The organism is Psychrobacter sp. 1Y11 (assembly GCF_052259045.1).
Classification (GTDB): Bacteria; Pseudomonadota; Gammaproteobacteria; order Pseudomonadales; family Moraxellaceae; genus Psychrobacter.
Map to the genome: position 1 here is coordinate 21,484 of NZ_JBQQER010000016.1, position 25,414 is coordinate 46,897.

Annotated in this window: 20 protein-coding genes; 10 read left to right on the forward strand and 10 right to left on the reverse strand. The window is 45.0% G+C overall.

The annotated features are described in order from the left end of the window. Positions 1 to 246: 246 nt before the first annotated feature. From ACTXGJ_RS11815 to ACTXGJ_RS11850, 8 genes are all read left to right on the forward strand, one after another. On the forward strand, positions 247 to 1,734 hold the full coding sequence (locus tag ACTXGJ_RS11815; RefSeq protein WP_439244470.1) for a GntP family permease: 1,488 nt from the start codon (positions 247 to 249) through the stop codon (positions 1,732 to 1,734). 314 nt (positions 1,735 to 2,048) lie between these two features. Then, complete coding sequence (metG, locus tag ACTXGJ_RS11820) at positions 2,049 to 4,115, forward strand: methionine--tRNA ligase (RefSeq protein ID WP_439244469.1); 2,067 nt, start codon at positions 2,049 to 2,051, stop codon at positions 4,113 to 4,115. A 457-nt stretch (positions 4,116 to 4,572) separates the two neighbouring features. Then, entirely contained in the window at positions 4,573 to 5,547 is a 975-nt protein-coding gene (locus tag ACTXGJ_RS11825) for an ABC transporter substrate-binding protein (protein ID WP_443566083.1), read from the forward strand. 168 nt (positions 5,548 to 5,715) lie between these two features. Then, positions 5,716 to 6,759, forward strand: coding sequence for an ABC transporter substrate-binding protein (locus tag ACTXGJ_RS11830; RefSeq protein ID WP_443566074.1), 1,044 nt, complete (start codon positions 5,716 to 5,718; stop codon positions 6,757 to 6,759). 377 nt (positions 6,760 to 7,136) lie between these two features. Continuing rightward, on the forward strand, positions 7,137 to 8,036 hold the full coding sequence (locus tag ACTXGJ_RS11835; RefSeq protein ID WP_439244467.1) for an ABC transporter permease: 900 nt from the start codon (positions 7,137 to 7,139) through the stop codon (positions 8,034 to 8,036). Positions 8,037 to 8,078: 42 nt separating this feature from the next. Next, the gene (locus ACTXGJ_RS11840; protein WP_439244465.1) at positions 8,079 to 8,873 is read left to right on the forward strand and encodes an ABC transporter ATP-binding protein; all 795 of its coding nucleotides are present in this window, start codon (positions 8,079 to 8,081) and stop codon (positions 8,871 to 8,873) included. Between the two features lie 348 nt (positions 8,874 to 9,221). Beyond that, a complete protein-coding gene (locus ACTXGJ_RS11845; protein WP_439244463.1) occupies positions 9,222 to 10,613 on the forward strand; it encodes a cytochrome c in 1,392 nt (463 codons plus the stop codon). After that, positions 10,613 to 11,539, forward strand: a complete 927-nt coding sequence (locus ACTXGJ_RS11850; protein ID WP_439244461.1) for a c-type cytochrome — start codon at positions 10,613 to 10,615, stop codon at positions 11,537 to 11,539. Before ACTXGJ_RS11845 ends, ACTXGJ_RS11850 begins: the two co-directional genes overlap by 1 nt. Positions 11,540 to 11,655: 116 nt before the next feature. Here ACTXGJ_RS11850 and ACTXGJ_RS11855 read toward each other — a convergent pair whose 3' ends face one another. The 10 genes from ACTXGJ_RS11855 to ACTXGJ_RS11900 all read right to left on the reverse strand — a co-directional run bounded on the left by ACTXGJ_RS11855 (position 11,656) and on the right by ACTXGJ_RS11900 (position 22,690). Continuing rightward, positions 11,656 to 12,402 (reverse strand): YidX family protein, encoded by a 747-nt coding sequence (locus ACTXGJ_RS11855; protein ID WP_443566075.1) that lies wholly within the window; start codon positions 12,400 to 12,402, stop codon positions 11,656 to 11,658. Positions 12,403 to 12,517: 115 nt separating this feature from the next. Further along, a complete protein-coding gene (locus ACTXGJ_RS11860; protein WP_443566076.1) occupies positions 12,518 to 13,429 on the reverse strand; it encodes an SMP-30/gluconolactonase/LRE family protein in 912 nt (303 codons plus the stop codon). A gap of 155 nt (positions 13,430 to 13,584) precedes the next feature. After that, positions 13,585 to 14,745 (reverse strand): iron-containing alcohol dehydrogenase, encoded by a 1,161-nt coding sequence (locus ACTXGJ_RS11865; RefSeq protein ID WP_443566077.1) that lies wholly within the window; start codon positions 14,743 to 14,745, stop codon positions 13,585 to 13,587. Between the two features lie 112 nt (positions 14,746 to 14,857). After that, on the reverse strand, positions 14,858 to 17,191 hold the full coding sequence (locus ACTXGJ_RS11870; protein ID WP_443566084.1) for a copper-transporting P-type ATPase: 2,334 nt from the start codon (positions 17,189 to 17,191) through the stop codon (positions 14,858 to 14,860). A gap of 194 nt (positions 17,192 to 17,385) precedes the next feature. Further along, positions 17,386 to 17,856 carry a DUF305 domain-containing protein gene (locus ACTXGJ_RS11875; RefSeq protein WP_439244454.1) on the reverse strand — a complete coding sequence of 157 codons (471 nt, stop codon included), beginning with the start codon at positions 17,854 to 17,856 and terminating at the stop codon, positions 17,386 to 17,388. A gap of 253 nt (positions 17,857 to 18,109) precedes the next feature. Further along, a complete protein-coding gene (locus tag ACTXGJ_RS11880; RefSeq protein WP_443566078.1) occupies positions 18,110 to 19,093 on the reverse strand; it encodes a copper resistance protein B in 984 nt (327 codons plus the stop codon). 25 nt (positions 19,094 to 19,118) lie between these two features. Beyond that, positions 19,119 to 20,834 carry a copper resistance system multicopper oxidase gene (locus tag ACTXGJ_RS11885; RefSeq protein WP_443566079.1) on the reverse strand — a complete coding sequence of 572 codons (1,716 nt, stop codon included), beginning with the start codon at positions 20,832 to 20,834 and terminating at the stop codon, positions 19,119 to 19,121. A 73-nt stretch (positions 20,835 to 20,907) separates the two neighbouring features. Continuing rightward, complete coding sequence (locus ACTXGJ_RS11890) at positions 20,908 to 21,549, reverse strand: DUF411 domain-containing protein (RefSeq protein ID WP_439244449.1); 642 nt, start codon at positions 21,547 to 21,549, stop codon at positions 20,908 to 20,910. Positions 21,550 to 21,689: 140 nt separating this feature from the next. Continuing rightward, positions 21,690 to 22,286, reverse strand: coding sequence for a c-type cytochrome (locus tag ACTXGJ_RS11895; RefSeq protein ID WP_443566080.1), 597 nt, complete (start codon positions 22,284 to 22,286; stop codon positions 21,690 to 21,692). Between the two features lie 125 nt (positions 22,287 to 22,411). Then, on the reverse strand, positions 22,412 to 22,690 hold the full coding sequence (locus ACTXGJ_RS11900; RefSeq protein WP_439244445.1) for a hypothetical protein: 279 nt from the start codon (positions 22,688 to 22,690) through the stop codon (positions 22,412 to 22,414). A 234-nt stretch (positions 22,691 to 22,924) separates the two neighbouring features. On the opposite strand from ACTXGJ_RS11900, the gene ACTXGJ_RS11905 reads away from it, so the two are divergent. Further along, positions 22,925 to 23,677: a heavy metal response regulator transcription factor gene (locus tag ACTXGJ_RS11905; protein WP_443566081.1), complete on the forward strand. Its 753-nt coding sequence runs from the start codon at positions 22,925 to 22,927 to the stop codon at positions 23,675 to 23,677. Position 23,678: 1 nt separating this feature from the next. Beyond that, positions 23,679 to 25,124, forward strand: a complete 1,446-nt coding sequence (locus ACTXGJ_RS11910; RefSeq protein ID WP_443566082.1) for a heavy metal sensor histidine kinase — start codon at positions 23,679 to 23,681, stop codon at positions 25,122 to 25,124. Positions 25,125 to 25,414: the final 290 nt, after the last annotated feature.

Here is a 25,414-nt window from a genome sequence, read left to right on the forward strand (position 1 = left end):
AGATACGTATCATATCGTTATATCTTATTTAAAAAGATTATGCTAACTTACCATAATAATTTGATAGCGCCTAGAGAAAAACCTTAAGCCGTAATAATTAGTTGTAGCAGCTCATAACGATAGCAGTATTAAGTCATAGCTCACTGCCCCTAATTCGCTTTTTGACTCTATTCTCTACTCAATAATTATTTCAGTTAGCAGTGAGTATATCTTACTCATTATTTTTTATGCCAAGGAGAGGCTGTTATGTTTAGTACCTTTGCTATTGTTATTACCTTGCTACTACTGATGTTCTTCGCTTATCGGGGATATTCAGTACTGATTTTAGCGCCGATTATGGCGACCTTAGCCGTCCTGTTATCCGGCGACTTCCTAAGTAGTATTCCCGCCTACACTGATGTCTTCATGGGCGCCTTGAGTGGATTTTTACTCAAATTCTTTCCGATATTCTTATTAGGGGCGCTGTTTGGGCGTTTGATGGCTGACTCAGGGGCAGCGACAGCGATTGCTGATACGGTGGTTAGAAAGCTAGGCGCGAGTAAAGCCATCCTTGCGGTGATCTTAGTCTGCGCTATTTTGACTTATGGCGGTGTCTCGCTATTTGTCGTGGCATTTGCTATCTATCCTATTGCCAAGGATTTATTTAAAGCCGCTGATATCCCTAAACGCCTGATTCCTGCTGCTATTGCTTTAGGCTCGTTTACTTTTACGATGACTGCCCTACCAGGCACTCCAGCCATTCAAAACGCCATTCCGATTCCTTATTACAATACTAACGTCTTTGCTGCTCCTGTATTAGGTATCATCGGCGGTACGATTATGTTTGTACTTGGTTGGTGGTGGTTGCAATCACGGGCCAAAAAAGCCAGTGCCGCAGGCGAAGGCTACGGTCAACATGATGACGATATCGGGGTTGGTGGTATTGATGCCAAACAAGTAGCCGTTTCTAAAGACGACCCTGCAAGTCATAGCGCTCAAACCAATGTCGCTCAGAGCAATCTTGCTAGCACACTTGAGGCGCGTAGTACGCATCAGACCTCGTTCACCGTGGCAATGATACCGCTCGTGCTAGTGATTGGGCTTAACGCTATCTTGACTTATGCGATCTTTCCATCGATGAATTTTGAGGCCATTCAAACGCAGTTCCCTGATTTAAATATCGCCGGCTCGCTTGGGCTTTGGTCGATTATCATCTCATTGGTGATCGCTTGTTTGGTACTGATCGTATTGCGTATAGGTCACTGGAATGATCTACAAAAAACCATCAACCGCGGTACTTACGACTCGATGCTACCTATCTTTAATACCGCCTCAGAAGTCGGTTATGGTGCGGTGATTGCCTCTCTTGCTGGCTTCCTTATCATTCGCGATAGCATTCTTAATCTAAGCCCGGATAATCCATTGATCTCAGAAGCGGTGGCGATGACCACGCTCGCTGGTATCACCGGCTCTTCCTCTGGCGGTTTGAGTATCGCGCTATCGACTCTAGGCGAAGATTATTTGCAGATGGCGCTAGCCGCTGGCATCGATCCTGAGCTGATGCACCGTGTAGCGGTAATGGCAGCTGGCGGTCTCGATACGCTACCGCATAGCGGCGCGGTCATCACCTTGCTTGCGATTTGTGGTTTAACCCATAAACAGTCTTATCTCAACGTCGCTATGGTCACTATGGTTATCCCATTGTGCGCTGTCGTTTCGATCATTATTTTGGGTACCTTGTTTGGCTCGTTTTAACGCTGTTTGTTACCAAAATAGAGAAAGATTGTCCTGACGCTACTAGCCTATTTAGTAAAGTACTAAGTAGGCTTTAATCATTATAAAGATAGATCAAATGATGGCTAAGCCTGAGCGTTATGGCTAACGCCAAGATTAGGGCAGGTTGTTTAGATAATTACTAAGCACTATCACATAAATGATAGATTTACGGTATCATAGACAAAATTTTTAATTTACAAATATCTCATCATTATGGTGGATAGCTATAAAGCTTGAAAAGTCGAGTCGTGAGATAACCAACCCATTTATATCGAATAACAAAGGTGATAAAAGTGCGTGAAATTTTAGTAACTAGTGCCCTGCCTTACGCTAATGGCTATATTCATTTAGGCCATCTCGTAGAATATATCCAAACTGACATTTGGGCGCGGGCGATGAAGGCGCAAGGCCATCAAGTCACTTATGTTTGCGCCGATGATGCTCATGGTACGGCAATTATGCTAAAGGCTGAAGATAACGGCATCACTCCAGAGGAGCAGATCGCCTCGGTCAAAGCCTCACACGAAGCTGACTTTACTAAGTTTTTGATTGAGTTTGATAATTATCACAGCACTCACTCCGCTGAAAATAAACACTACTCAGAACTGATTTATCGTCGTCTCAATAGCGCCGGTCACATCTCTACCCGTGATGTCGAGCAATTGTTTGATCCTGAAAAGCAGCTATTTTTGGCTGATAGATTTGTTAAAGGTGAATGCCCTGAATGTGGGTCGGCCGATCAGTACGGCGACAACTGTGAGGTTTGCGGCACCACTTATGATGCCACTGAGCTCAAAAACCCGCGCTCTACTCTATCCGATGCTACGCCTGTGCTCAAAGTCTCTAAGCATTACTTTTTTGATTTGCCAGGGTTTGAGCAGTTCTTAAAAGACTGGACGCGCAGTGATAAGCGTCTACAGCCCTCAGTCGCCAATAAACTACAAGAGTGGTTCGATGCTGGTCTTGCCAGCTGGGATATCTCGCGGGATGCGCCCTACTTTGGCTTTAAGATACCCGATACCCCTGAGGGCGAGCCGGATAAATACTTTTATGTCTGGCTTGATGCGCCTGTCGGCTATATGGCAAGCTTTCAAAACCTTTGCGATAAGCGCGCAGGTACGGACAAGGCACTAGACTTTGATCGTTACTGGGCAGCGGAGAATGAGCATAAAACGGAAGTTTATCATTTCATTGGTAAAGACATCGTTTATTTCCATGCGCTGTTTTGGCCGGCGATGCTAGCGGGTAGCGAATTCCGTACCCCTACTGGCGTCTTTGCTCATGGCTTTTTAATGGTCAATGGTGAGAAGATGAGTAAGTCGCGCGGCACTTTTATCAAGGCTGAGACTTACGCTGAGCATTTGCATCCTGAGTACTTGCGCTATTACTTTGCCAGTAAATTATCGGATAAAGTGGAAGATATTAACTTAGATCTTGAAGACTTTATGCAAAAGGTCAACTCCGATTTAGTCGGCAAAGTAGTCAATATCGCTAGCCGTAGTGCCGGATTTATTGTCAAAAAATATGATGGAATGCTCACTGAGGTTTGCGCGGAGCCAAAACTATTAGAAGACATTACCAAGACTGGTGATGAGATTGCCGCGGCATACGAGAATCGCGAGTTCTCACGCGCGATGCGTCTGATTATGCAGTGCGCGGACAAAGCCAACGAGTATATCGATGAGAAAAAACCTTGGTCGCTAGCCAAGCAGGAAGGTACCGAGCAAGAAGTACAAGACGTCTGCTCGGTGGCGATTAATATCTTCCGTCAATTGATGGTTTATCTCGCCCCGGTATTGCCTGAGCTGACCAATAACGCCAAAGCATTTTTAAATATAGATGATTTGAGCTTTCATAGCCGTAATGACTGGCTACTTGGTCATCAGATCAATAAGTTCAAACCGCTGATGCAGCGTATCGAAGAAAAAGATGTCGCCGCTATGATCGAAGCATCAAAGGCATCATTGGGCGATTCGCAAAATCAGACAACAGCCGCTACAGATGAGAATGACAACAGCACTGTGCAAGACGATTATATCGGTATCGAGGACTTTAGCAAAGTTGAGATGAAAGTGGCGCACGTTTTAGAATGCAACCACGTCGAAGGTGCTGACAAACTACTGCAATTTACTTTAGATGTTGGCGAAGACAAACCACGTAACGTCTTTAGCGGTATTCGCAAGTTTTATGAGCCTGAGCAGTTGAACGGTAAAAAGGTCATTTGCGTGACCAATCTAGCGCCGCGCAAGATGAAATTTGGCATCTCAGAAGGTATGGTGCTCTCTACCGGTGATCCAAAAACCCAGCTAACGGTAGTGACACTGCCTGATGCTTGTGTGGTGGGTGATGTGCTCGCTTAGCTTTTTAAGTTTACGAGCTCATAAACGCTAGGTTTTATAAACACTGAGTATAGAAAAGGTGCCTAGCTTGGCATCTTTTCTATGACCATAGCATTCAATCTCAAAGCTGAATTTTTGTTCAAAGTTATTGAAATTTAATAGTGCTGAACTATAGTACTGAGCTATAAAACCACTAAAATGTGCGACTTATCGAATGATAATTTATCGGTTTTTTGAACTTATAAAACTTATCGGCTAATTTTTTATTGCGAATCGTTACATTACTGTCATAATATAACCACTTATATTTATGAATCCTCTATATCATCTCAGTCAGTTGCAGGTGAGCACCGAAAGTGTCGCTGTGGTTGAGTTAACGAGCTGACTTGCATTTTCCAACCGAAGAGTTAATTTGATAATGACTATTGCTACCCCTCTACGCCTAAGCCTATGCGGAGCTGCTCTCAGTGCCATCAGTATGTTTGGCTTAGTAGGTTGCTCAAACTCGACCACCGAAACCACGACAGACGAGGCCGCTACCAGCAGCGAAAAACCGGCCAAGACTCTCGCTATCACCCAAATTGTTGAGCATCCCTCATTGGATGAGATCAGACGAGGGCTGTTAGAGGAGCTAGCAGATAACGGCTATGTAGAAGGCGAAAATCTAACGGTTAACTTTCAGAGCGCGCAAGGTAATCTCGCCACCGCCGGACAGATTGCCAAACAGTTTGCAGGTGATTTACCAGATGCTATCGTCGCTATCTCAACGCCGTCAGCGCAGTCTATTGTCGCTTCCACGACTCAGATTCCCGTCATTTATACCGCTATCTCTGATCCTTTAGCTGCCAAGCTTATCGATGAAAACGGCGTTCCTGCGCAATCTAATGTCACAGGCTTGTCAAGCCAGTTGCCTATCGAGCCACAACTAGATCTCATTCAGAAAATTGCGCCTAAAGCCAAAACTATTGGCTATGTCTATAGTCCTGGTGAGGCCAATTCTGTCACTGTACTTAATCAGCTCAAAGCTGCCGCTCCTGCCCGTGGCCTGAATATTTTGGATCTGACCGCCAACCGCCCGACTGACGTGGCGATGGCTACTCGTAGCCTAGACGGTCGTGCCGATGTTATCTATACCTCGCTCGATAATAATGTTGTCTCAGCGTTTGAAGCAATGGCAAGCGCCGCAAACGAGCTCAAAATCCCAGTGATCGCCTCTGATGAATTCAGCGTCAGACGCGGCGCCACTGCCGCGCTTGGGGTCAATGATTATGACTTTGGCCGCGTCACTGGTAAGATGGTCTACCGAGTATTGAACGACGAAGCGGTCGCAACGGTAAAACCACAAGTGATGAATGATCTGACTTTATATGTCAGTCCTAAACATGCGCAAGCGCAAGGCGTGACTTTATCTGACGAAGTACTAAAAAACGCTATCAGTGTCGATGACCAGTGATGCTAGTACGATGCATATTTAATACACTGTATATAAATAGATAAATTGAAGCATTATTATTAAGCTGAGTATAGGAATTAGTAAAGGATTTGCTAATAACTACCAATTATAACCCTGTCTACCTTTACTGGTTGTATGGACACATTTTTATCTTTAGGAGTAAGACCTATGTTATATCAGAATCGAGCTAGCCGTTTTAACTTTACCAAAGCCTTAATGTTAGGCGGTGTTTGTACCGCTATTTTGACCGGCTGTAACCAGTCGCCAACCGATGATCCTGACACTATCGATGGCGCCGTTGGTGGTGAAGTGGCTACAGAGACAAAATCGGTCTCTATTACTGCTATCGTTGAGCATCCAGCGCTAGATGATGTGCGTAAAGGTGTGGTTGATGAGCTAGCCGAACAAGGCTTTAATGAGGGTGAAAATTTAACGCTAAACTTCCAAAGCGCACAAGGTAATACCGCAACTGCCGGCCAGATTGCCAAGCAGTTCGTCGCTGATGAAGCCGACGTCATTGTCGCTATCGGTACGCCATCAGCGCAATCAGTAGCGGCGGCGACTAGCACTATTCCGCTAGTATTCTCAGCGGTAACAGATCCAGTAGAGGCAAAGCTCGTCTCCAAACTTGATGGCTCAGGTACTAATGTCACCGGCGGCTCTGATGCGCTCCCTTATGAGCCGCAAATTGAGCTGATGCGCCAAATTATCCCGAGCCTCAAGAACGTCGGCTACGTTTATAGCCCAGGTGAAGTCAACTCAACCATTACCTTAAAAAATCTCAAAGAAAAACTCTCGCCAATGGGCATTAATGTCCTAGAAGCACCTGCAGCTCGCAGTAATGATATCGCTATGGCGGCGCGTAGCCTCGAAGGTAAGGTCGATATGATCTATACCTCAACGGATAACAATGTCGTCTCAGCTTATGAAGCACTTTATCAAGTCGCTAAAGAAAGTAAGATCCCATTAATTGCCTCTGATACCAGCTCCGTTGAGCGCGGTGCTATCGCAGCTTTGGGTGTCGATTACTATAGTTTAGGACGCGAGACCGGTAAAATCGTTGTGCGTATCTTAAATGGTGAAAATCCTGGCGCTATTCCGGTTTATACCCCACAAGACCTGAATCTATATGTCAGCCCTAAAAACGCTCAAGAGCAAGGTATTACTTTACCGCAAGCGGTTATTGATAGAGCTAAAGAAGTAGTAGAATAATTTGTACCGCTGCTGATAAGCTTACAGTAGTCGTGATGTAGAATGCTAAAAGCAAATTTATTATTAACTACTCAGTATCAGCAGCCACTTTTTGTTATTTTGACGTTATAATACTGCTCTTAAAGTTAATAAATAGCCCAGCTATCCTTTAATAGACTGGGCTTGTTTTTTTAGTTTAGCTAAGGCTTACTTGTAATTGGTAGCTGTTATGCTGTACTAAAGTTTATGTCGGATTTTGACAGAGTTGTCTATGATGATTTTTGTTTATAACGTCTTTTGGTTTACCCTAACTGCAGATTGCCTGATCTGTTAAATTCACCGCTTAGTCGCTATGTAGATTACTTGGTAGCGCTTGGTTACGACTTATTGATTTGCTTATGTCTTTAATTGCTTTTTTTGGTGCGCTTGAGAGTGGTCTAATCTATGGTCTTGTCGCCCTTGGCGTCTTGATATCCTTTCGAACCTTAGACTTCCCCGACTTGACCGCTGATGGTAGCTTTCCTTTGGGCGGCGCGGTTGCAGGCGTATCCATCGTTGCAGGTGTCAACCCTTGGCTCGCTTGCGCCTTTGGTATGCTTGCAGGCTCAGTTGCAGGCGTAGTCACTGCTTGGTTGCACGTCAAGCTTGGTATTTTGCAGCTACTAGCTAGTATCCTTGTGATGGTGGCGCTGTACTCTGTTAATCTGCGTATTATGGGCGCGCCTAACCTACCACTCTTAGGTGAGACCACTGTCTTTAGCTCACTGGTTACGAACGACAATGGCTTTTGGATGCGCTGCTTGATTATCGGTGTCGTGGTGATACTAGCCAAGCTATTTTTGGACTGGTTTTATAGTACTGAGTCTGGTCTATCGATGCGTGCGACCGGCTCTAATCTGCGTATGGCACAAGCTCAAGGTATCAATACCTCATGGATGACTATCATCGGTATGGCAATCTCTAACGGTTTGATTGCTTTAGCCGGGGCGCTGTTTGTACAGACGCAGGGCGGCGCGGATATCTCTATCGGTATCGGTACGATCGTCATCGGTCTGGCAGCAGTGATCATTGGCGAGACTATTATTCCCGCTAAGCGTATTTGGCTCATTACTTTAGCCGTGATTATCGGCGCAGTGCTTTATAAGCTATTTATCCAAGTGGCCTTATCAAGCGATACGCTGCGCAGTATTGGTTTTGGTCCGCAAGATCTGAATTTGATCACGGCACTGCTGGTCGTTTTAGCGCTAGTATTACCTAAAGCAAAAACCAAGTTTTTATCGCGTAGAGTCAGAGTTTAAAGCGAGCAGACTATAAACCTAGCAATATAGGCAATCACGATTATGATGCAAGCCAATGATTTACGCCTGACCTTCAATCCAGGCACCCCTATCGAAAACCCAGCACTGCGTGGTATCGATCTCAATATCGCAGATGGCGAGTTTGTAACGGTCATCGGTACCAATGGCGCGGGCAAATCGACTTTTCTGAATGCGGTCAGTGGCACGACGCGGGTCGATAGCGGCTCTATTCTGCTTAACGGTATCGATGTCACTAAAAAGTCTGCGCATCAGCGCGCGCATTGGGTAGCGCGAGTATTTCAAGACCCGATGGCGGGCACTTGTGAAGCGCTGACTATCGAAGAAAATATGGCTTTAGCTTTTAAGCGCGGTGGTAAACGAGGCTTAAGCTTCGCTTTAAATCACAATAACCGCGAGCTGTTTAGAGAAAAACTATCGGTATTGAAATTAGGGCTTGAAAATCGACTCACCGATCGCATGGGGCTATTATCAGGGGGTCAACGTCAAGCGGTCAGCTTACTGATGGCCTCGCTGCAACCCTCTAAGATCCTATTACTCGATGAGCATACCGCGGCGCTCGACCCAAAAACGGCCGCTTTCGTCTTAGAGCTGACCGACAAAATCGTCACCGATAATAGTTTGACAACAATGATGGTCACTCACTCTATGCAGCAAGCCCTCGCGCACGGCACGCGCACCGTCATGCTACATCAAGGACAAGTGGTATTAGATGTGGCAGGCGAAAAGCGACAAGGTATGACGGTCCATGACTTGCTCGATATGTTTGAGCGCACCCGCGGTGAAAAAATTGACGATGATAGCCTGATTTTGAGTTAATAGGCTTTGAGCTAAAAACTGACTTTTTTATGAAAGAAGATGCCTACTGATTAGTAGGCATTTTTTTGTTTATAGCTTCCTTTTATATGTTTTCTCGTGCTTAAAACTCTATATTTAGCGCTAACTATCTGAAATTTGTTCAATATACTATATCCCTTACAACTATATGGTTTTATATAGAGAATATATGTTATTCTTAACTTCAAATCCTTACAAAAAATGTGGTTTTATAAAAACAAATCTTAAAAACGATTCAAATAGCTACTTTTAGCTATTAGGTTATTTATATAAATAAAATTTCAACGCCTACCTTGTTTTGGTAATTCTATTATTATGGAGGATAAGCTTATGAAAAATGGGCTTATAAAAAGATGGCCAGTGATTATTCTTATCACGGCTCTCATTGCACTGGCTTTAGCCTTTGTTATCGGTCAGCTGCTACCTAGTCTACGCACGAGCGATAGTACCTTTGAGGTTGATATCACTGATCCTGCTTTGATTGAAAAAGGCGAATATGTGGCGCGTACGGGTGACTGCGTCGCTTGCCATACTACTTTAGGCGGCGCGACTTATGCTGGCGGCCTGCCTATGCTAACACCACTTGGGGCGATTTATTCGACAAACATTACTCCTGATAAAGACACCGGTATCGGTCATTATAGTTTCAATGACTTCAAGAACGCGGTTAAACACGGCGTAGCTCCAGGGAATAGAGCGCTATATCCGGCGATGCCTTACCCGTCTTATCAGATTATGCCTGACGAGGACATGGCAGCGATGTATGCCTACTTTATGTCCGCTGTCGAGCCTATCAAGCAAGCCAACCTAAAAAGCGAGCTGCCACCAGTTGCTAACTGGCGCTGGCCGCTGGCTTATTGGCAAGTGCTGTTCGATCGCAAGCGTGACTTTGTGCCTGAGACGGATGATGCCGTACTTACGCGCGGCCAATATCTTATCGAAGGTCCCGGACACTGCGGCTCATGCCATACCGAGCGCGGGATTGGCTATCAAGAAATTGCGCTGAGCAATGCTGACTCTGAAGAGTATCTAAGCGGCGCGGTCATCGACGGCTGGCGCGCAAAAAGTATTCGCGGTGAGCATCGTGGTCTTGGCACATGGAATGTGGCGGAGCTTAATGACTTCTTCAAAACCGGTCGCACTGATACCACGGCCGCTTTTGGCGCGATGGCAGAAGTAGTCGAGCATAGCACTCAATATATGACCGAGGACGATATCAATGCGATGTCCTCCTATCTCAAAACCTTGTCTCCTGCACCCAATAAAGAATTGACGCTACCTGTTAAACAAGATGTCACCACTGAGAAGTTATTATCGGGCAACTACGACTCGCGCGGCGCGCTGCTCTATGTTGAATATTGCACTGTCTGTCATCGCGCTGATGGTAAAGGGGTGCCTCGGATCTTCCCAGCTCTGGACGGCAATAGCGCAGTCTATGCCAAAAACGCTGACTCAGTGCTACAGATCACTCTAGGCGGCGGACGTATGCCAAAAACTCCACATGATCGCATGGCCTTCACTATGCCTGAGTTTACGAATCTAGCCGATGAAGATATCGCCGAAGTCGTTAACTACGTGCGTAATAGCTGGACCAACCAAGCGCCAGAGATTACGGTCAACGATGTCGTAAAAATGCGTGCTTTCTTAGCCAAAAAGCCACAAACAGGTACGGACTTTGCCCCAGATCTCAGCCTTGATGCGACAGCAAAAGGAGCAAAATAATGACAATACTCTCATCTAAAACAACTCCTCCTCTTACTATTGCTGCCCTAACTGCGGCTTTGCTTACCACTGTTGTCAGTGGCTGTAGTCAACCTGAACCCGTTGATCTAAACGCTGCTGAATACACGCTTGTCACGGCTGATGACGCCAATGAAGATATCGGAACTTATGTCATGCCACAAGATACTGCTATCATAGACGAGCCCAACGCGAATGAAATTTTTTATGGTAAGCGGTTATTGAACGAGACTAAGCGGTTATTGCCTGAGCATGTTGGCGCGCAAATGAACTGTAATAGCTGCCATATTGCGCAAGGTAAAATTCCATTGGGCGACCCGTATATTAACAGCTATAACACTTACCCAAAGGTCATGCCGCGAGCAGGTAAAGAGGTGGATATGGAAGCTCGCATTAATGGCTGCTTTCAGCGCTCGATGAACGGTAAACCGCTCGATCGTGAGTCACCTGAAATGCTGGCGATGATCGCTTATATGAAGTGGCTAGCCCAAAATACCCCCAAAGATCAAAAGGTCGATATCAATAATGCGGGGAAAGTTGACACCACTTTAGTAGGTGATCCCATAAAAGGTGAGAGGATCTACTATGCCCAGTGTGCGACCTGTCATGGTGATAACGGCGAAGGTATTAAAGATGCTCGCGGCGATATCGTCTTTCCGCCATTATGGGGTGAGGAATCCTTTAATATTGGCGCAGGTATGGCGCGCACCTACAAAGCGGCGGCTTTTGTCAAGTACAATATGCCGATGGGTATTCAAACCGAAGGGCTTTGGGGTCATGGTAATGTACTATCCGATCAAGACGCCGTCGATGTGGCAGAGTTCTTCACGCATAAGCCGCGTCCTGATTTTGCGGGCAAGGTCAATGATTGGCCGACTGCTAAGAAGCCTAAAGATGCCCGTTATTAACCATAAATAGCTTCCTCTAATAGTCTTATAAAATAAAACCTCAAGCGCACTCTAGCGCTTGAGTTTTTATTTATGTATAATCATTGCTTGAACCGATAATATAATAAATTATTAACTTATAAACTATCTAAGATCTGCACCGGCAAAGTCACCACATCGAATGCTAAGGCAAAAGGCAGTAGTACTAGCTTGCCCGCCGTACTCGTACCGCTACTGGTGGTTCGGGTCTGCTGACTTTGACCATAAAAAGTCACCGTATAAGGCTTGCTCAGCGGACGATATTTGGACTGGATCATGCTGATATTGCTCACTTGTGGATAGATAGCGCCTTTAACCGGTACAGTGAAACAGAAGCGCTGCGCGTTGATACGCATGTCACTGGCTGAGCTACACTCCGTACCGCCGTTCTGCAAAAAGAACTGATAGTCGCTACGATCGAACTCATCTTTTAATTTGGCGTAGGACAGCTTCATTTGTCCTTGAAAGTAGCCATCATTATTCGGCACGTTAAAGCTCATATCGTTTTCGACTTGGATGTTTTTGGCGGTCAAATTGGTGAGTAAATTGACCATCTCCGTGCCGCCTTGGCTGAGCACATAGCTGTTTTTATTACCGACAATCACCATACTAGCCATCGGCATTTGTGGCAACGTCGTAGCGGGACGACCAAAAGCGATAATTTGATCTTGCGAAAGCACGCTTTTGTCAGAGCTGGTGGTAGTGACTCTATTGTCGTCTAACAGTGAGCTAGTGGCGCAGCCTGAGCTGACCAAAAGCGCTAGTAATGATCCGCCTATTAATGTTTTTTTCAACACTGTCTGGCTTACTGAACTGTTCGTTTCTTTATCTATATTTTTATTCACAGTAGGCTTCCTTGTCTAGGACTTAAGGATGTTTAAATAAGTTTATTTATAAAACAAAATGGCTCTCTCTAACTTCTCTAGCGTACCTTTTTCGCTAGTCTTTAACGACTGATTATTAAGGCGTTCCTGCATGTCTCACTTCGACTTGCGTCGCCAGCATACGAGCCTTAGTTTCAGACTTACGTGAGTCTTCATCCCAGTCGGGAGCCGCGCACATAAACAGTGTTTTGCCGTCTTTACCGCCCAGCGCTACCGCAAACACGCCTTCAGATGGCGTATTGACCGTGTCTAATATCTCACCGCCCTCAGCGATACGCAGCGCTTGCTGATTTAGGGTATTAGCAATCCAAACCGCCCCTTCGCTATCTAACGCTAAGCCATCAGGTAAAATCTTGGCATTACCGATACGAGTCATCAAATCAGGCTCATCGCCAAGCTCGCCATAGCTTGCAAAGTCGCGTCTATCGCCTAGCGTGCCATCATCCTTGATAGCAAATTGCGAGATTCTATTACCAAATAACTCATTGACGATTAAGGTTTTATTATCCGCTGAGATCACCATACCATTGGCAAAGGCTAAACCTTCTGCCACTATCTGCGAGCTGCCATCTGGCTTGACTAGCACTAGCCCCGCCGCTTTATAATCCTCGCCGCCCATCAAATCAAAGCCAAAATTACCCACATAAGCATTACCATTATTAGCGACAACCATATCATTGGCATGACCGCCGCAATGCGCTGAGATATCGGCATGCACCACTAGCTCGCCATTGTCCTCAAGACGCATAACCTTACGATTTTTCATCGACACCACTAGCATACGTCCATCAGGTAACCAGCCTAATCCCGATGGCTGCTCGGGAACTTCCACTACCTTTTCAGCAGTTCCCTTTTCATTGACGCGGTAAACGCCTTGCGTATAAAAATCAACGAACCATAGCGCATCTTTATACCAGCGCGGCCCTTCTAAATAATGAAAACCATCAACGATGACTTCTAAATGAGGTGCTGCCTGATTATCTGACATAACAATTATCCTTAAGAGTTATTTGACTTCCTTGCCATAAGCGACATAGTTTAAGATTATTAAAATACTATATAGCCGATTTACACTAAAAGTGTTATAGCGCTACTGATATAAATTTATAAGCGTTTTATTTTCAATTGATCATATCTAAGTTACTACCATATCTCCTTATACAAAGCCGTTACTTCAGCTAAATTGATGTCTTTGGGATTGGTAGCGATCAGACGCGCGTAAGTATTGAGCACGATATCTGCCAAAGCTGGAATGTCATTCTCAGTGATTTCAAGCTCGCTTAGACGATATTCAAGACCACTTGATATTAAGAAGCTTTTTAATTGCGCGATAAAGGCTGTTGCCGCATCTAAGTCAGTCATAGCATGAGTCTGTGGCATAACTGCGCGCGCGAGCTGAGCATAATGCGGCGCCGCTTCTGGTAGATTAAAGCTAAATACCGGACACATCACTAACGCATTGCCATGCCCATGCGGAATGTGAAAATTAATACTCAAAGGATAAGACAAGCCATGCACAGCAGCTACTGAGGAATTGACGAAAGCTATTCCTGCCAGCGTCGAGCCTAATAACATCTCAGCGCGAGCCTCAAGGTCATCGCCATGATTAAGGACTTGCTCGAAGTTGTGCCAAAGCATTTGCAAGCCTTGAAGCGCTAAGGCATCCGAGATAGCATTCTTTTTGGTGCGGCTGGTATAAGCCTCGATGCAGTGCACCATCGCATCAAGGGCAGTGGCGGCAGTGATATGACGAGGTAGTTTCAAGGTTAAGGTGGCGTCAAGAATAGCGACGTCAGGTAGGATTTTGGGAGTGTAGATAGCCTTTTTACTGCCATCTTCAGCAGTAATGACCGAGACAAAAGTAGACTCAGCGCCCGTACCCGCGGTGGTGGGAATAGCAAATAGCGGTAGTTTTTTGAAGGTACTTAAATCGGCATCTAAGATATCGTTGATAGAATCAAAGTTATTGGGATATAAAGCAACGATCTTGGCGGTATCTATTGAGCTACCACCGCCCAAACCTATCACTAGATCGCATTGCTGCGCTCTTGCCATCTCGATAGCTTGATTGACTACTGCAATCGGCGGATCGGCAACTACATTATCAAATACAGTAACTTTTACCCCTGAGGCTTCTAGCGACTGCCGAGCGATATCAACATAGCCAAGCTCGGTGATACCCCCATCGGTGACGATAATGGCTGAGGTAGCCCCATACTGTTTTGCCAAAACGCCTAACTTCTGACGCATACTATCCGCTTCACTGATAATATGACCATTGCTATAAAACTCAATCCCTGTCATAGCTCTTCCTTGATTTTCCGGTATCAGTCTTATTATGACCCTCTTTTTATACCATATCCATCCTTTAGTTATCGGTATTATTTGTCTTGATACATTTGTGTTGATACGATACTTACAACTCTAATCGGCGCAGTCTAAGCGCGTTCGCAATTACCGATACCGATGATAAGCTCATCGCCGCCGCCGCTATCATCGGGCTGAGTAATAGACCAAACGCAGGATAAAGCACACCGGCGGCAATCGGTACACCAATAGCGTTGTAAATAAAAGCAAAAAACAAGTTCTGTCTAATGTTACGCATGGTCGAGTGGCTAAGCTTATGGGCTTTGGCTATACCCATTAAGTCGCCTTTTAACAAGGTAACCCCAGCGCTCTCCATCGCCACATCAGTTCCTGTACCCATCGCGATACCGACATCGGCTTGCGCTAAGGCAGGAGCATCATTGATACCGTCGCCTGCCATCGCGACCAACTTACCGCTATCTTGCATCTCTTTGACGATGCGGTTTTTATCCTCGGGCGACACATCAGCATGGACGTCATCGATACCTAGTTTACTCGCGACGGCTTGCGCGGTTTTTTGATTATCACCGGTTAGCATGACAACTTTTAGCCTGGCTTCGTGCAGTAATCCTATAGCTTCCTTAGTGCTCTGCTTGATAGGGTCAGCCACGGAGATGATGCCAGCTGCCGTGCCATCTATAGCGACAAACATCACCGTTTCGCCCTCCTTTCTACGGACGTCGGCTTTAGTAGACAAATTCTGATCGAAGCTATTTAAGCTATCCATTAGCTTAGAGTTACCGATAGCGACTTTTTTATCATTAACAATGGCTTCTACGCCCTCGCCTGTGGTTGAATTAAAGTCATGGGCTTTAGGGATAGTAAGCGATCTATCTTTTGCCGCTCTGACGATAGCTTCTGCCAAAGGGTGTTCACTGGCGCTTTCAACTGCGGCGACCAGTGCCAAAAACTCATCTTCATCCTGATCTGTCAGCGCGTCAATCGCTGTCAGCTCAGGACGACCTGCCGTTAGCGTGCCGGTTTTATCAACGACGATAGTATCGACCTTCTCCATGGTCTCAAGCGCTTCAGCGCTTTTGATCAATACGCCATTTTGTGCGCCTTTACCCGTACTGACCATGATAGACATAGGCGTTGCCAGACCGAGTGCACAAGGGCAAGCGATAATCAGTACCGCTATCGCATTGACCATAGCATAAGCCATCGCCGGTTCAGGGCCGAATAGCGCCCAAACGATAAAGGTGATGATGGAGGCAACGATAACAATAGGCACAAACCAGCCCGCCACTTGGTCCACCAAGCGCTGAATGGGCGCGCGGCTACGCTGAGCTTCCGCAACCATTTGTACGATTTTGGACAGTACTGAATCCGCGCCAACATTAACCGCTTTAACCAGTAGCGTGCCCGTACCATTTACCGTACCGCCTGTGACGCTATCACCTTGCTCCTTGGACACCGGAATAGGTTCACCTGTGACCATGGACTCATCGACACTACTACTGCCATCGATTACCGTGCCGTCTACCGGTAATTTCTCACCGGGTCTAACCCTTAGCCTATCGCCAGTAACGACTTCGTCCAGTGACACCTCGTTTTCATTACCCTTGTCATCGACCCGCCTTGCCGTTGGCGGTGCTAGCTCAAGCAAAGCTCGAATCGCACCTGATGTTTGGCTTCTGGCTTTGAGCTCTAGCACTTGACCGAGCAAGACTAAGGTTGTAATAACAGCGGCGGCTTCGTAGTAAACACCGACTTGTCCATTAGCGCCTCGAAAGCTATTTGGAAAGATACCCGGAAAAAAGGTGGCGACAATACTAAACCCATAAGCTGCGCCTACGCCTAAAGAGATTAGGGTAAACATATTGAGATTGCGGCTCTTAATCGACTGCCAACCGCGCACAAAGAAAGGCGCCGCGCCCCAAACCACGACTGGAGTCGCTAGCACTAATTGAACGATTTGACTCAGTTGCCCAGAGATATCAAAAGAGCCAATCTGATCTAGGTTTATGCCAACCATATCGCTCATGGCGTAGATAAATAGCGGCAAGGTCAGTACGGTGCAAATCCAAAAGCGCCGCGTCATATCGTCAAGCTCTTCGGTATCTTCCTCGCCGATAGTAATCGTTTCGGGCTCTAGTGCCATACCGCATATCGGGCAGCCACTGTTTCTAACGTCTCTAACTTCAGGGTGCATCGGACAGGTATAAATCGTGCCCTCATAACCATCGGGCACTTTGTCGTATTTACCGCCTTTGATAGATTTTACTTCGCCGCTATTACTACCTTCTCTATGACAGTTGGCGTGACTATCTTCATTGCTATTGGATTCAGCGGCCTCTTTAACAATTTGGTCTTCAGGTTTAAGGAACATACCGCATATTGGACAATCGCTCTTTTCAGTATCTCGAACTTCAGGATGCATCGGGCAGATATAAACCGTATCACTATAATTTACGGGTACTTTATCGTACTGACCACCTTTGTTAGAGTTATTACTGTCAGCGTGTTTCATATCATTCCTCCTCAAAGACGGTAAGCTGTGCTTATCGATCAAAATCTAACATTCAACATTGCTGGTAGTCAGATGGCAATAACACAGTGATAAACTCAAATGTGCTATTTCAACTCTTCAACCAAAGCTTCCATCTCTCCGATTTCACGCTTTTGCGCCTCGATAATATCGTCAGCTAATTTGCGTACTCGCGGATCTTCGATGTCAGCCCGTGTACTGGTCAAAATAGCAATAGAATGATGCGGAATCATCGCTTGCATCCAATCGACTTGATCGACGGTGGCTTGTGAGCGCACGCCCCAGAGACCAAAGGCAAACAAAAAGACGCTAAGGCCATAAATCATCAGATTGACCTTGGTTTTTTTATACATATTGGTCATAAAAGCCAGCATAATGATCGCCATCATCGCGCCCATATATAACGCCATATAAGCACGAGTTTCGCTAAAATAAACGTGATCCCACTGGTAAGTATTGAGATACATCATGATGTACATGACGATAGTCGAGGTGAGTATCATCAGACCAAACTTGACGTAAGGATTCATTTGCGATTTATTATTATTCATATCCATGTGATTATCTCCAAAAATGACACCTATATTGATAGATGCCAGTATTGATAATTAAGTTAGAGGTAAAGCAGATAGTAAAACAGTTTCACAAAATTTGAGCTTCTATAGTCGATTCACTCTAAAAATGATATAGCGCTACTGGGATGAATTTTATGCAGCCTCTGTGATAACAGCACGCCAGTAAAATTTATACCAGTAGAGCGCTTAATCTCGTAACAGTTTCACTTTGAGATGAATATAGTATTAGCTTACTCTAAAACCAAAACTTCACCCCTGCCGTGACGCTACTTGTATCGACGTCTTTATTATTCTGACGTCGCAGATCTCTAGCATCTGATAATGCGGTCTCATAGCTAAAGCCCACATAAGGGGACAGCTGACGACTGAGCATCTCATAAGTGAGTCGAACCTCAGTCTCTAACTCATTAAAGCCCTTTGTGATGTTATTGTCAGTATCATCCTTGCTAAATACCGTTAACTCAGCTTCGGGTATCACTACCCAGTGTTGATCTAAGCGCCACTCGTATTCTGCACCAAGATCAAGCTGAACTTGACCGTCAGTATAAACATAAGCTCTAGCATCGGTCTCAATGAAGTATGGCGCAGTGCCGACAATACCCGCCATCAGCGCCGATTTATCGTTTTCAGTATTATAAGCGATACCCGCTTCGCCATTCCAAAAGATGCTGAGCGGCTGCCAATAAGCAAGCGAGCTCAGACTCTCAATGTCTTTATCATTTTTGGTCGCTACGCTACCCTCAGTACGCACTCTAAGACGATTACTATCATCGCCATACCAGCCCTCAATCTCAAAGTTGACTGCATCCTCTTCGAATTGATAACCCAAATCATCTACCGATACGCCCCAAGTCGGCAGGCTGCCCATCATCACAGGCTTACCAAATTCACCATAACCTACGCCATTGGAGTAATCAGGGCTACGTGCGTCAGCAGGCGGCTCTCCGCCTTGCATCCCTGACATGTCCATATCTGACATACTCATGCTGTTATGGTCCATATCTGACATATCCATACCGCTGTGGTCCATATCCGATATGTCCATGCTGCTGTGATCCATTTCCGACATGTCCATGCTGCTGTGATCCATATCCGACATGTCCATGCTGCTGTGATCCATATCCGACATATTCATTTCAGCTGCTGCTACCAAGGGTGACGCTAGCAATACCGCTGACGACAAGCCAATGAATGGCAGATTTTTTTTGATTGTTTTCATAATAAAACTCACCTTGCACAATTCATTAAACGACAGCAACTTCTCTAAACATGCCCGCTTCCATATGATAAAGCAGATGGCAATGCCAAGCCCATCGTCCCGCCTCGCCTGTCACGTCAAAGCTAATCTTTTGCGCAGGATGCACCAAGATAGTATGTTTGCGTACTTGCAGCTCTCCTGATGGCATACGCAAATCACTCCACATGCCATGTAGATGCATCGGGTGGCTCATCATCGTGTCATTGACTAAAGTAATACGGACGCGCTCACCCGGCCTAATATTGACAGGCGGCGCGTCCTTAAACATAATGCCGTCTAGCGCCCAAATATAGCGCTCCATGTTACCCGTTAGATGAATCTCAAGCTCGCGAGTGGGTTTGCGCTGCTCGCTCATGATTTCGTTGCCAACAGAACGCAGCTGACTATAAGTCAGTATGTTTCTATCGACTTCCCGCAAATTGATCCCAGGATCATCTAGATTCATACGCGGACTATCGACGCGCATATCGGTCTTAAAATCATACTCAGTCTTAGCATGGTGCGCCTTATAGCCTTTATCACCCATGGCGCCCATCATATCAGCCATCGTTAGCCATTCAATACCGTCCATCTTAGGAACAGCAGAACGAGCATCATTCGAAGTGGCCAATCTAGCCGCAACATAGCCAGTACGATCGATGTTTTGCGCAAAGATAGTATGCGCGTCACGAGTGGGCGTGACGATGACATCATAAGTCTCAGCCACACCAATCCGAAAATCATCGACCTCTACTGGCGCGACATCATTGCCATCGGTACCCACTACTTTTATTTTGAGTCCAGGAATACGCACATCAAATATGGTCTGCGCGGAGCCATTAATAAAGCGCAGCTTGACAGGCTGTCCTGCTTTGACTATTTGCGCCCAATTAGCGGCGGTAGTTTTACCGTTAATCAGATAAGTAAACGTGGTTTCACCTGATAGATCACTAAAATCAGTCGGCATCATGCGCATCTGATTCCACATTTTGCGCTTATCAAAAGCAGCCTCTATATCGGTGGCTGCGATATCCGAGAGTAGTTTTTTGAAATCTGGTAGATGATAATTATCAAAGTCAGCGCGCTGCTTGAGTAGTTTCAATAAAGTATGCGGATTACGATGCGTCCAATCACTGAGCAAAATCACATGATCTTCGGCTATAGGATAACGCTCCGCTGCTTTTGGCTCGATGACGATCGCGCCGCGCATACCGGTCTGCTCTTGAAAGCCAGTATGCGAGTGATACCAGTAAGTCCCTGATTGCTTAAGTTTGAATTTATAAGTAAAGGTACTATTTGCTGGTATGCCATCGAAGCTAATACCGGGGACACCGTCCATCTCAAAAGGCACGAGCAGACCATGCCAATGAATAGAGGTCGACTCATTCATCTGGTTATGCACGCGTATCACCACCGTATCGCCCTCTTGCATCTTCAGCGTTGGCGCAGGTAGTGAGTCATTAATCAGCGTGGCCATGCTTGACTTGCCATTGACGATAACTGGCTTTTTGCTAATATAAAGATCGAACTCGTTGCCCGTAAGTATTGGCACTTTATGATTAGGTCTATCGCTATTGATAACCGCATTGTTTTGCGAGCTACCTAAAGCACTATTAGCAATCGTTGGCAGGCTAGATAGCATTGACGCCCCTACTAAAGCAGAGGAGCCAGTCAAAAAATGACGGCGGTTAAGCTTGTGATTATTATTCATAGGGTTACTCATAATAAGGATTCAATAAGCAGAAAAATCTTTAAAAATGCTTTGTTGTCTTTTTACACGTGTAGAAAGATTCAAACTACAGTTGCTGCTGCGGCGATTCAATCTGTGCATAAACCGTGCTACTACCATCCTTGTTGATTTGCATGATTTGATACGGATCAAATCTATTTTGATATTCCATACCTGGGCTTCCCATAGGCATACCTGGTACTGCCAGACCGATCGCTTCGCTTGGTGGGTTGGCTAAAAATTCTGCCACGTGTTTGGCGGGTACATGACCTTCGAACACATAACCATCAGTGGTCACTGTGGTGTGACAAGAGCGCATATTATTAGGCACACCGTAGCGCTGCTTAAATACCGCTAAGTCGGCGACATCTTGCCCGTCAGCCGTCATGCCATGGTCTTCGGCATGACCAATCCACTCTTTACAGCAGCCACAGTTGGCATCTTTATAGACTGTCGCTGAGACGTTTTGTAGAATCGTCGACTGAGTACCTGAATGAGTACTGACAGACATCATTTGCGCTTGTGGCTGCTCTATTTGAGCACTTTGGGTGGCAAGCGCTGGCTCTGTAGTTGGCTCTATATCGGCAGCCGTGGAGTTAGGGTTGCAAGCAGCGAGCGTTAACGACAACGGTAATATAAACATCGCTGAAAGGACTCGACCAAATTTCCAGTTATTTTTATAAAAAAGCTTAGTAATATCGCGTTTCATAAACCACTCCTGAGTGTCTATTTATCTGCTGGACTCTTCAAAACTTATACTCTACTAGTAGAAAAATAGCAGAGGCTAAACTAAAATCCCAAAAGGCAGCACTATTTAGCACTGCGTTCTTATGGAAGAATAGGAAAGAATTAATGCTGCATTCCAGCTCCATCGTCTGATATATCCATCATGTCGCTATTAAGTGACATATCTAACATATCGTCATTTATTCTAGTGGTCAGCATGGTATATTGATTCTCATCTAATTCAGGTAATGATCTAATAAAAGCCACCATTGCCCACATTCTATCGTCATCATGAGAAGCGCCCCACGCTGGCATACCTGATGCCATAATACCGTGCTTAATCGCCCAAAAACTTTGCTGAGCACCCGCATCCGTTTTATAACGCTCAACCACTTCCACGTTAGTAAAATTAGGTGGCTTAGGATATAGGCTCTCACTAAAATCAGTGCTCTCTACCCCAGGAGACAAATGGCAGCCTGCACACATATCTTTGTAGTCGGCACCGCCTGAGCTAATCATCTCTACTTTTTCTAAATCTGGAACAATAATGTCCTTGCTAGCGTTGGCTATTGAACGGGTGCGAGCCGTCTCCAAGAAATCATAAACCAATGGACTATGTCCTTGATCAGCGCCAATATTAATGACACCACTCATAACCACAGTAAAGACACCAACAGTAGCGACCACGACAGTAAAAAGTACTCCTAGTAAAAACTTCATGGGTTTATCCTAAAATCCATTTTCTTTGATGCCCTACTCTTAGCGTCTAAAAATAGTTTCTATAGACCCTCATTACTGGTTGATGACACTATCTAGCAGTAATAAAGGGTTTATAGAATCAATATTTAAGAGTCACTTTTAGCGGTTACGCAGTGCTTTTGATGCATCTGTTTCATTTTTCCCATATTGGCCATCATCGCCTTCATGGCAGGATCATTCATATCCATTTTGCTATGATCCATTTTATCCATCATCTGCATGTGCTTTTCCATTTTTTCACAATTCATTTGGTCTTTTTCAGCATGCATTTTAGGATCGTGTGCTAGCGCTGACGTTGATACGACTAGAGCGACGGCTGTGGCTACGATTGCTTTAGGTAAAGACTTTGATTTAAAGAGTGACATGGTTAATCCTTAATTAATTTGGTTTAGGGTCAGTGGGACTTTAGGATATTAATTCAGTCTAAAGCATAACTTATCCATTCTGACAGGTAGATGACAACAAGATGACAATATTGTCATCTTCACTAATTTAAGTACTGCTAATAGTGCTATTGCGTTAGTATGATGATAAAAGTCCGCGCTACAAAATATAAGAATAGCCACTAATAAGCTTAAGCAGTATGACAAGGATAAAGCATGAAAGTGTTATTGGTAGAAGATGAGATAAAGCTTGGCGAGTACATAAAAAAGGGTCTGAGCGAAGCAGGTTTCATCGTTGAACATCAAGCGACGGGGTTAGATGGCTACCATGCGATGATGACGGATACCTTCAATGTCATCATTATGGATGTGATGCTGCCCGATGTTAGTGGCTTTGAATTAGTGAGCAATTATCGCGCGGCAGGCAAGCATACGCCTGTGCTATTTTTGACGGCCAAAGATGAGCTAAGCGATAGAGTGAAGGGGATTGAGATCGGCGGTGATGATTATCTGACCAAACCTTTTGCCTTTGCAGAATTAATAGTCAGAATAAAAAGCTTATTGCGACGTGCCAATCAAGCGGACTATCAAAGCACGATCATGCAACTTGCAGATCTCAAGCTAGATATTGCTAAGCGCACGGTGCAGCGAGGAGAAACGCCCATCAAGCTGACGGCAAAAGAGTTTGCTTTATTACAGTTCATGCTTGAGCGCCAAGGCGAAGTATTACCGCGTTCGGTGATTGCCTCGCAAGTCTGGGATATGAATTTTGATAGCGATACCAATGTTATAGATGTGGCGATACGGCGGCTACGGCTGAAAGTAGATGATGAGTTTGCGGTGAAGCTAATCCATACCGTACGCGGCATGGGTTATAAGTTAGAGGAAATACAAAACGCTGAGAATGATGAAAGTAATGAGCGTAATAAGAGTTCTGTTGCTCAAACTAATGTGGTCGATGTGAAATAGCATGGCTTATAACGCTGACAGTCGTCGCCTGCCCCTGTTATGGCGCACGCTATTATTATTGACTATCTTTGTGGTGCTCTCACAGATAGTGATTTATATCTGGGTTCAGCACTCAGTGAAAGGTCATTTTGAAGAAATGGACGCTGAGATTATCACTCATGCCGCCTTTAATTGGCGTCAGCGTCTGAGCGACTTTGAGCCACAAAGCCCTAACGGTATATCATTAGAACCGTCCAATCCCTCTATGGCAATGGCAGCTAATCCCCTGCATTCTTCAGCGTTTGATTATGATCTAAAGACCGTCATTACTGATAAACAAGGACAGCTATTATCTACTGCCCCTAGCAGCTTTGCTAATGAATTGGACAATGACTTTAATCTATTAACTTTGTGGCAAAATAACGCGCAGCAGCAGTTTGTCACTCATATAAACGACAGGCATTACCGCGCTATCGTTATCGAAAATGAGCAAGCATTGGTGCTTATTGCGCTGCCAATTGATGTCCATCATCAGTATTTATTACAGTTTAATCGCCAGCTTAGCCTGATCTTATTGGTCATTACCCTGCTGTTAGTGTCGATCGCCGCATTGAGTGTTTATTGGGGCTTTGCTCCATTATCGACTATCGTACAAAAAATGAAGAGTATTAGTCCTGAAAAACTGGATGATAGATTAAAAGTTGATGAAATGCCTCGAGAGCTGCGTCCTTTGGCTGAATCTTATAACTTAATGATGGCAAAACTTGAAAGTAATTTTGAATCCTTGTCACGATTTTCAGATAACATCGCTCATGAACTGCGCACGCCTATAGCGACGCTAAGTACACAAACCCAAGTCATGCTCAGCAAGCCTAGAGATACAGCAGAATATGTCGAGCAGCTCCATCATCAGCATGACACCCTCGATCAGTTATCGAGTCTGGTCAATAACATGTTGCTGCTCGCCAAAACCCAAAAGGGGCTTAACGCCTCGCAGCTAAAGCCTATCGATATTGACGCTCTACTCACTAAACTTATGGACTACTTTGAGCTAATAGCAGAAGAGAGTGGGATAACTTTTGAAAAAAGTGGCGCGTTTGGTTCGGTATTAGGAGACGACAGCTTACTACAAAGGCTATTTGCCAATTTACTGTCCAATGCCATCTATTACGCGGTGAGCGATAGTGTCATAGTCATTAAATCAGTGATTAAAGCGGCGACTGATAACTCTGAAAAAACGAAAATAACCATCACCAATAAATTACATGAGCCTTTAGCCCAAAGCGAAGCTGACAAACTGTTTGAGCGCTTTTATCGTCAAGATAAAAATCATCAGCATCAAGCGGGAGCAGGCTTAGGGTTATCTATCGTGCAAGCGATTGCTAAGGCTCACAATGGCAAAGTGAGTATTCGTATAAAAGAGGAGTATTATTTCGAGGTGGCGGTACAGTTGCCGAGCTTGAAATAACATTTTTTGCTTTTTTTTATTATAGAATAGGTCTTGGTCACCGTTTGGTCACAGAATTATCTTATAGAACTAGGTCACCAATTTTTGAAAGATAGAAGACATACATGCAAATTTATTGCGAATATACTATTAAAGAGTAGACCATTTAGTAAAAATAAATACAGAGAAAGTATCTAGCGATTATAGATAAAGGCTTTAAGGAGAAATACAGACACAAAAAAACCCCAAGTAAACTAATACTTGAGGCGAAACTTGCTTAAACTCGAGAGTTTAAATTCGTTTTAAATATG

Bases quoted from the DNA above. Each gene is read 5' to 3' on its own strand.
- ACTXGJ_RS11815 (WP_439244470.1), top strand. From the start codon at position 247: ATGTTTAGTACCTTTGCTATTGTTATTACCTTGCTACTACTGATGTTC.
- ACTXGJ_RS11825 (WP_443566083.1), top strand. From the start codon at position 4,573: ATGTTTGGCTTAGTAGGTTGCTCAAACTCGACCACCGAAACCACGACA.
- ACTXGJ_RS11830 (WP_443566074.1), top strand. From the start codon at position 5,716: ATGTTATATCAGAATCGAGCTAGCCGTTTTAACTTTACCAAAGCCTTA.
- ACTXGJ_RS11835 (WP_439244467.1), top strand. From the start codon at position 7,137: ATGTCTTTAATTGCTTTTTTTGGTGCGCTTGAGAGTGGTCTAATCTAT.
- ACTXGJ_RS11840 (WP_439244465.1), top strand. From the start codon at position 8,079: ATGATGCAAGCCAATGATTTACGCCTGACCTTCAATCCAGGCACCCCT.
- ACTXGJ_RS11845 (WP_439244463.1), top strand. From the start codon at position 9,222: ATGAAAAATGGGCTTATAAAAAGATGGCCAGTGATTATTCTTATCACG.
- ACTXGJ_RS11850 (WP_439244461.1), top strand. From the start codon at position 10,613: ATGACAATACTCTCATCTAAAACAACTCCTCCTCTTACTATTGCTGCC.
- ACTXGJ_RS11860 (WP_443566076.1), bottom strand. From the start codon at position 13,429: ATGTCAGATAATCAGGCAGCACCTCATTTAGAAGTCATCGTTGATGGT.
- ACTXGJ_RS11865 (WP_443566077.1), bottom strand. From the start codon at position 14,745: ATGACAGGGATTGAGTTTTATAGCAATGGTCATATTATCAGTGAAGCG.
- ACTXGJ_RS11870 (WP_443566084.1), bottom strand. From the start codon at position 17,191: ATGCATCCTGAAGTTCGAGATACTGAAAAGAGCGATTGTCCAATATGC.
- ACTXGJ_RS11875 (WP_439244454.1), bottom strand. From the start codon at position 17,856: ATGGATATGAATAATAATAAATCGCAAATGAATCCTTACGTCAAGTTT.
- ACTXGJ_RS11880 (WP_443566078.1), bottom strand. From the start codon at position 19,093: ATGAAAACAATCAAAAAAAATCTGCCATTCATTGGCTTGTCGTCAGCG.
- ACTXGJ_RS11885 (WP_443566079.1), bottom strand. From the start codon at position 20,834: ATGAGTAACCCTATGAATAATAATCACAAGCTTAACCGCCGTCATTTT.
- ACTXGJ_RS11890 (WP_439244449.1), bottom strand. From the start codon at position 21,549: ATGAAACGCGATATTACTAAGCTTTTTTATAAAAATAACTGGAAATTT.
- ACTXGJ_RS11895 (WP_443566080.1), bottom strand. From the start codon at position 22,286: ATGAAGTTTTTACTAGGAGTACTTTTTACTGTCGTGGTCGCTACTGTT.
- ACTXGJ_RS11900 (WP_439244445.1), bottom strand. From the start codon at position 22,690: ATGTCACTCTTTAAATCAAAGTCTTTACCTAAAGCAATCGTAGCCACA.
- ACTXGJ_RS11905 (WP_443566081.1), top strand. From the start codon at position 22,925: ATGAAAGTGTTATTGGTAGAAGATGAGATAAAGCTTGGCGAGTACATA.
- ACTXGJ_RS11910 (WP_443566082.1), top strand. From the start codon at position 23,679: ATGGCTTATAACGCTGACAGTCGTCGCCTGCCCCTGTTATGGCGCACG.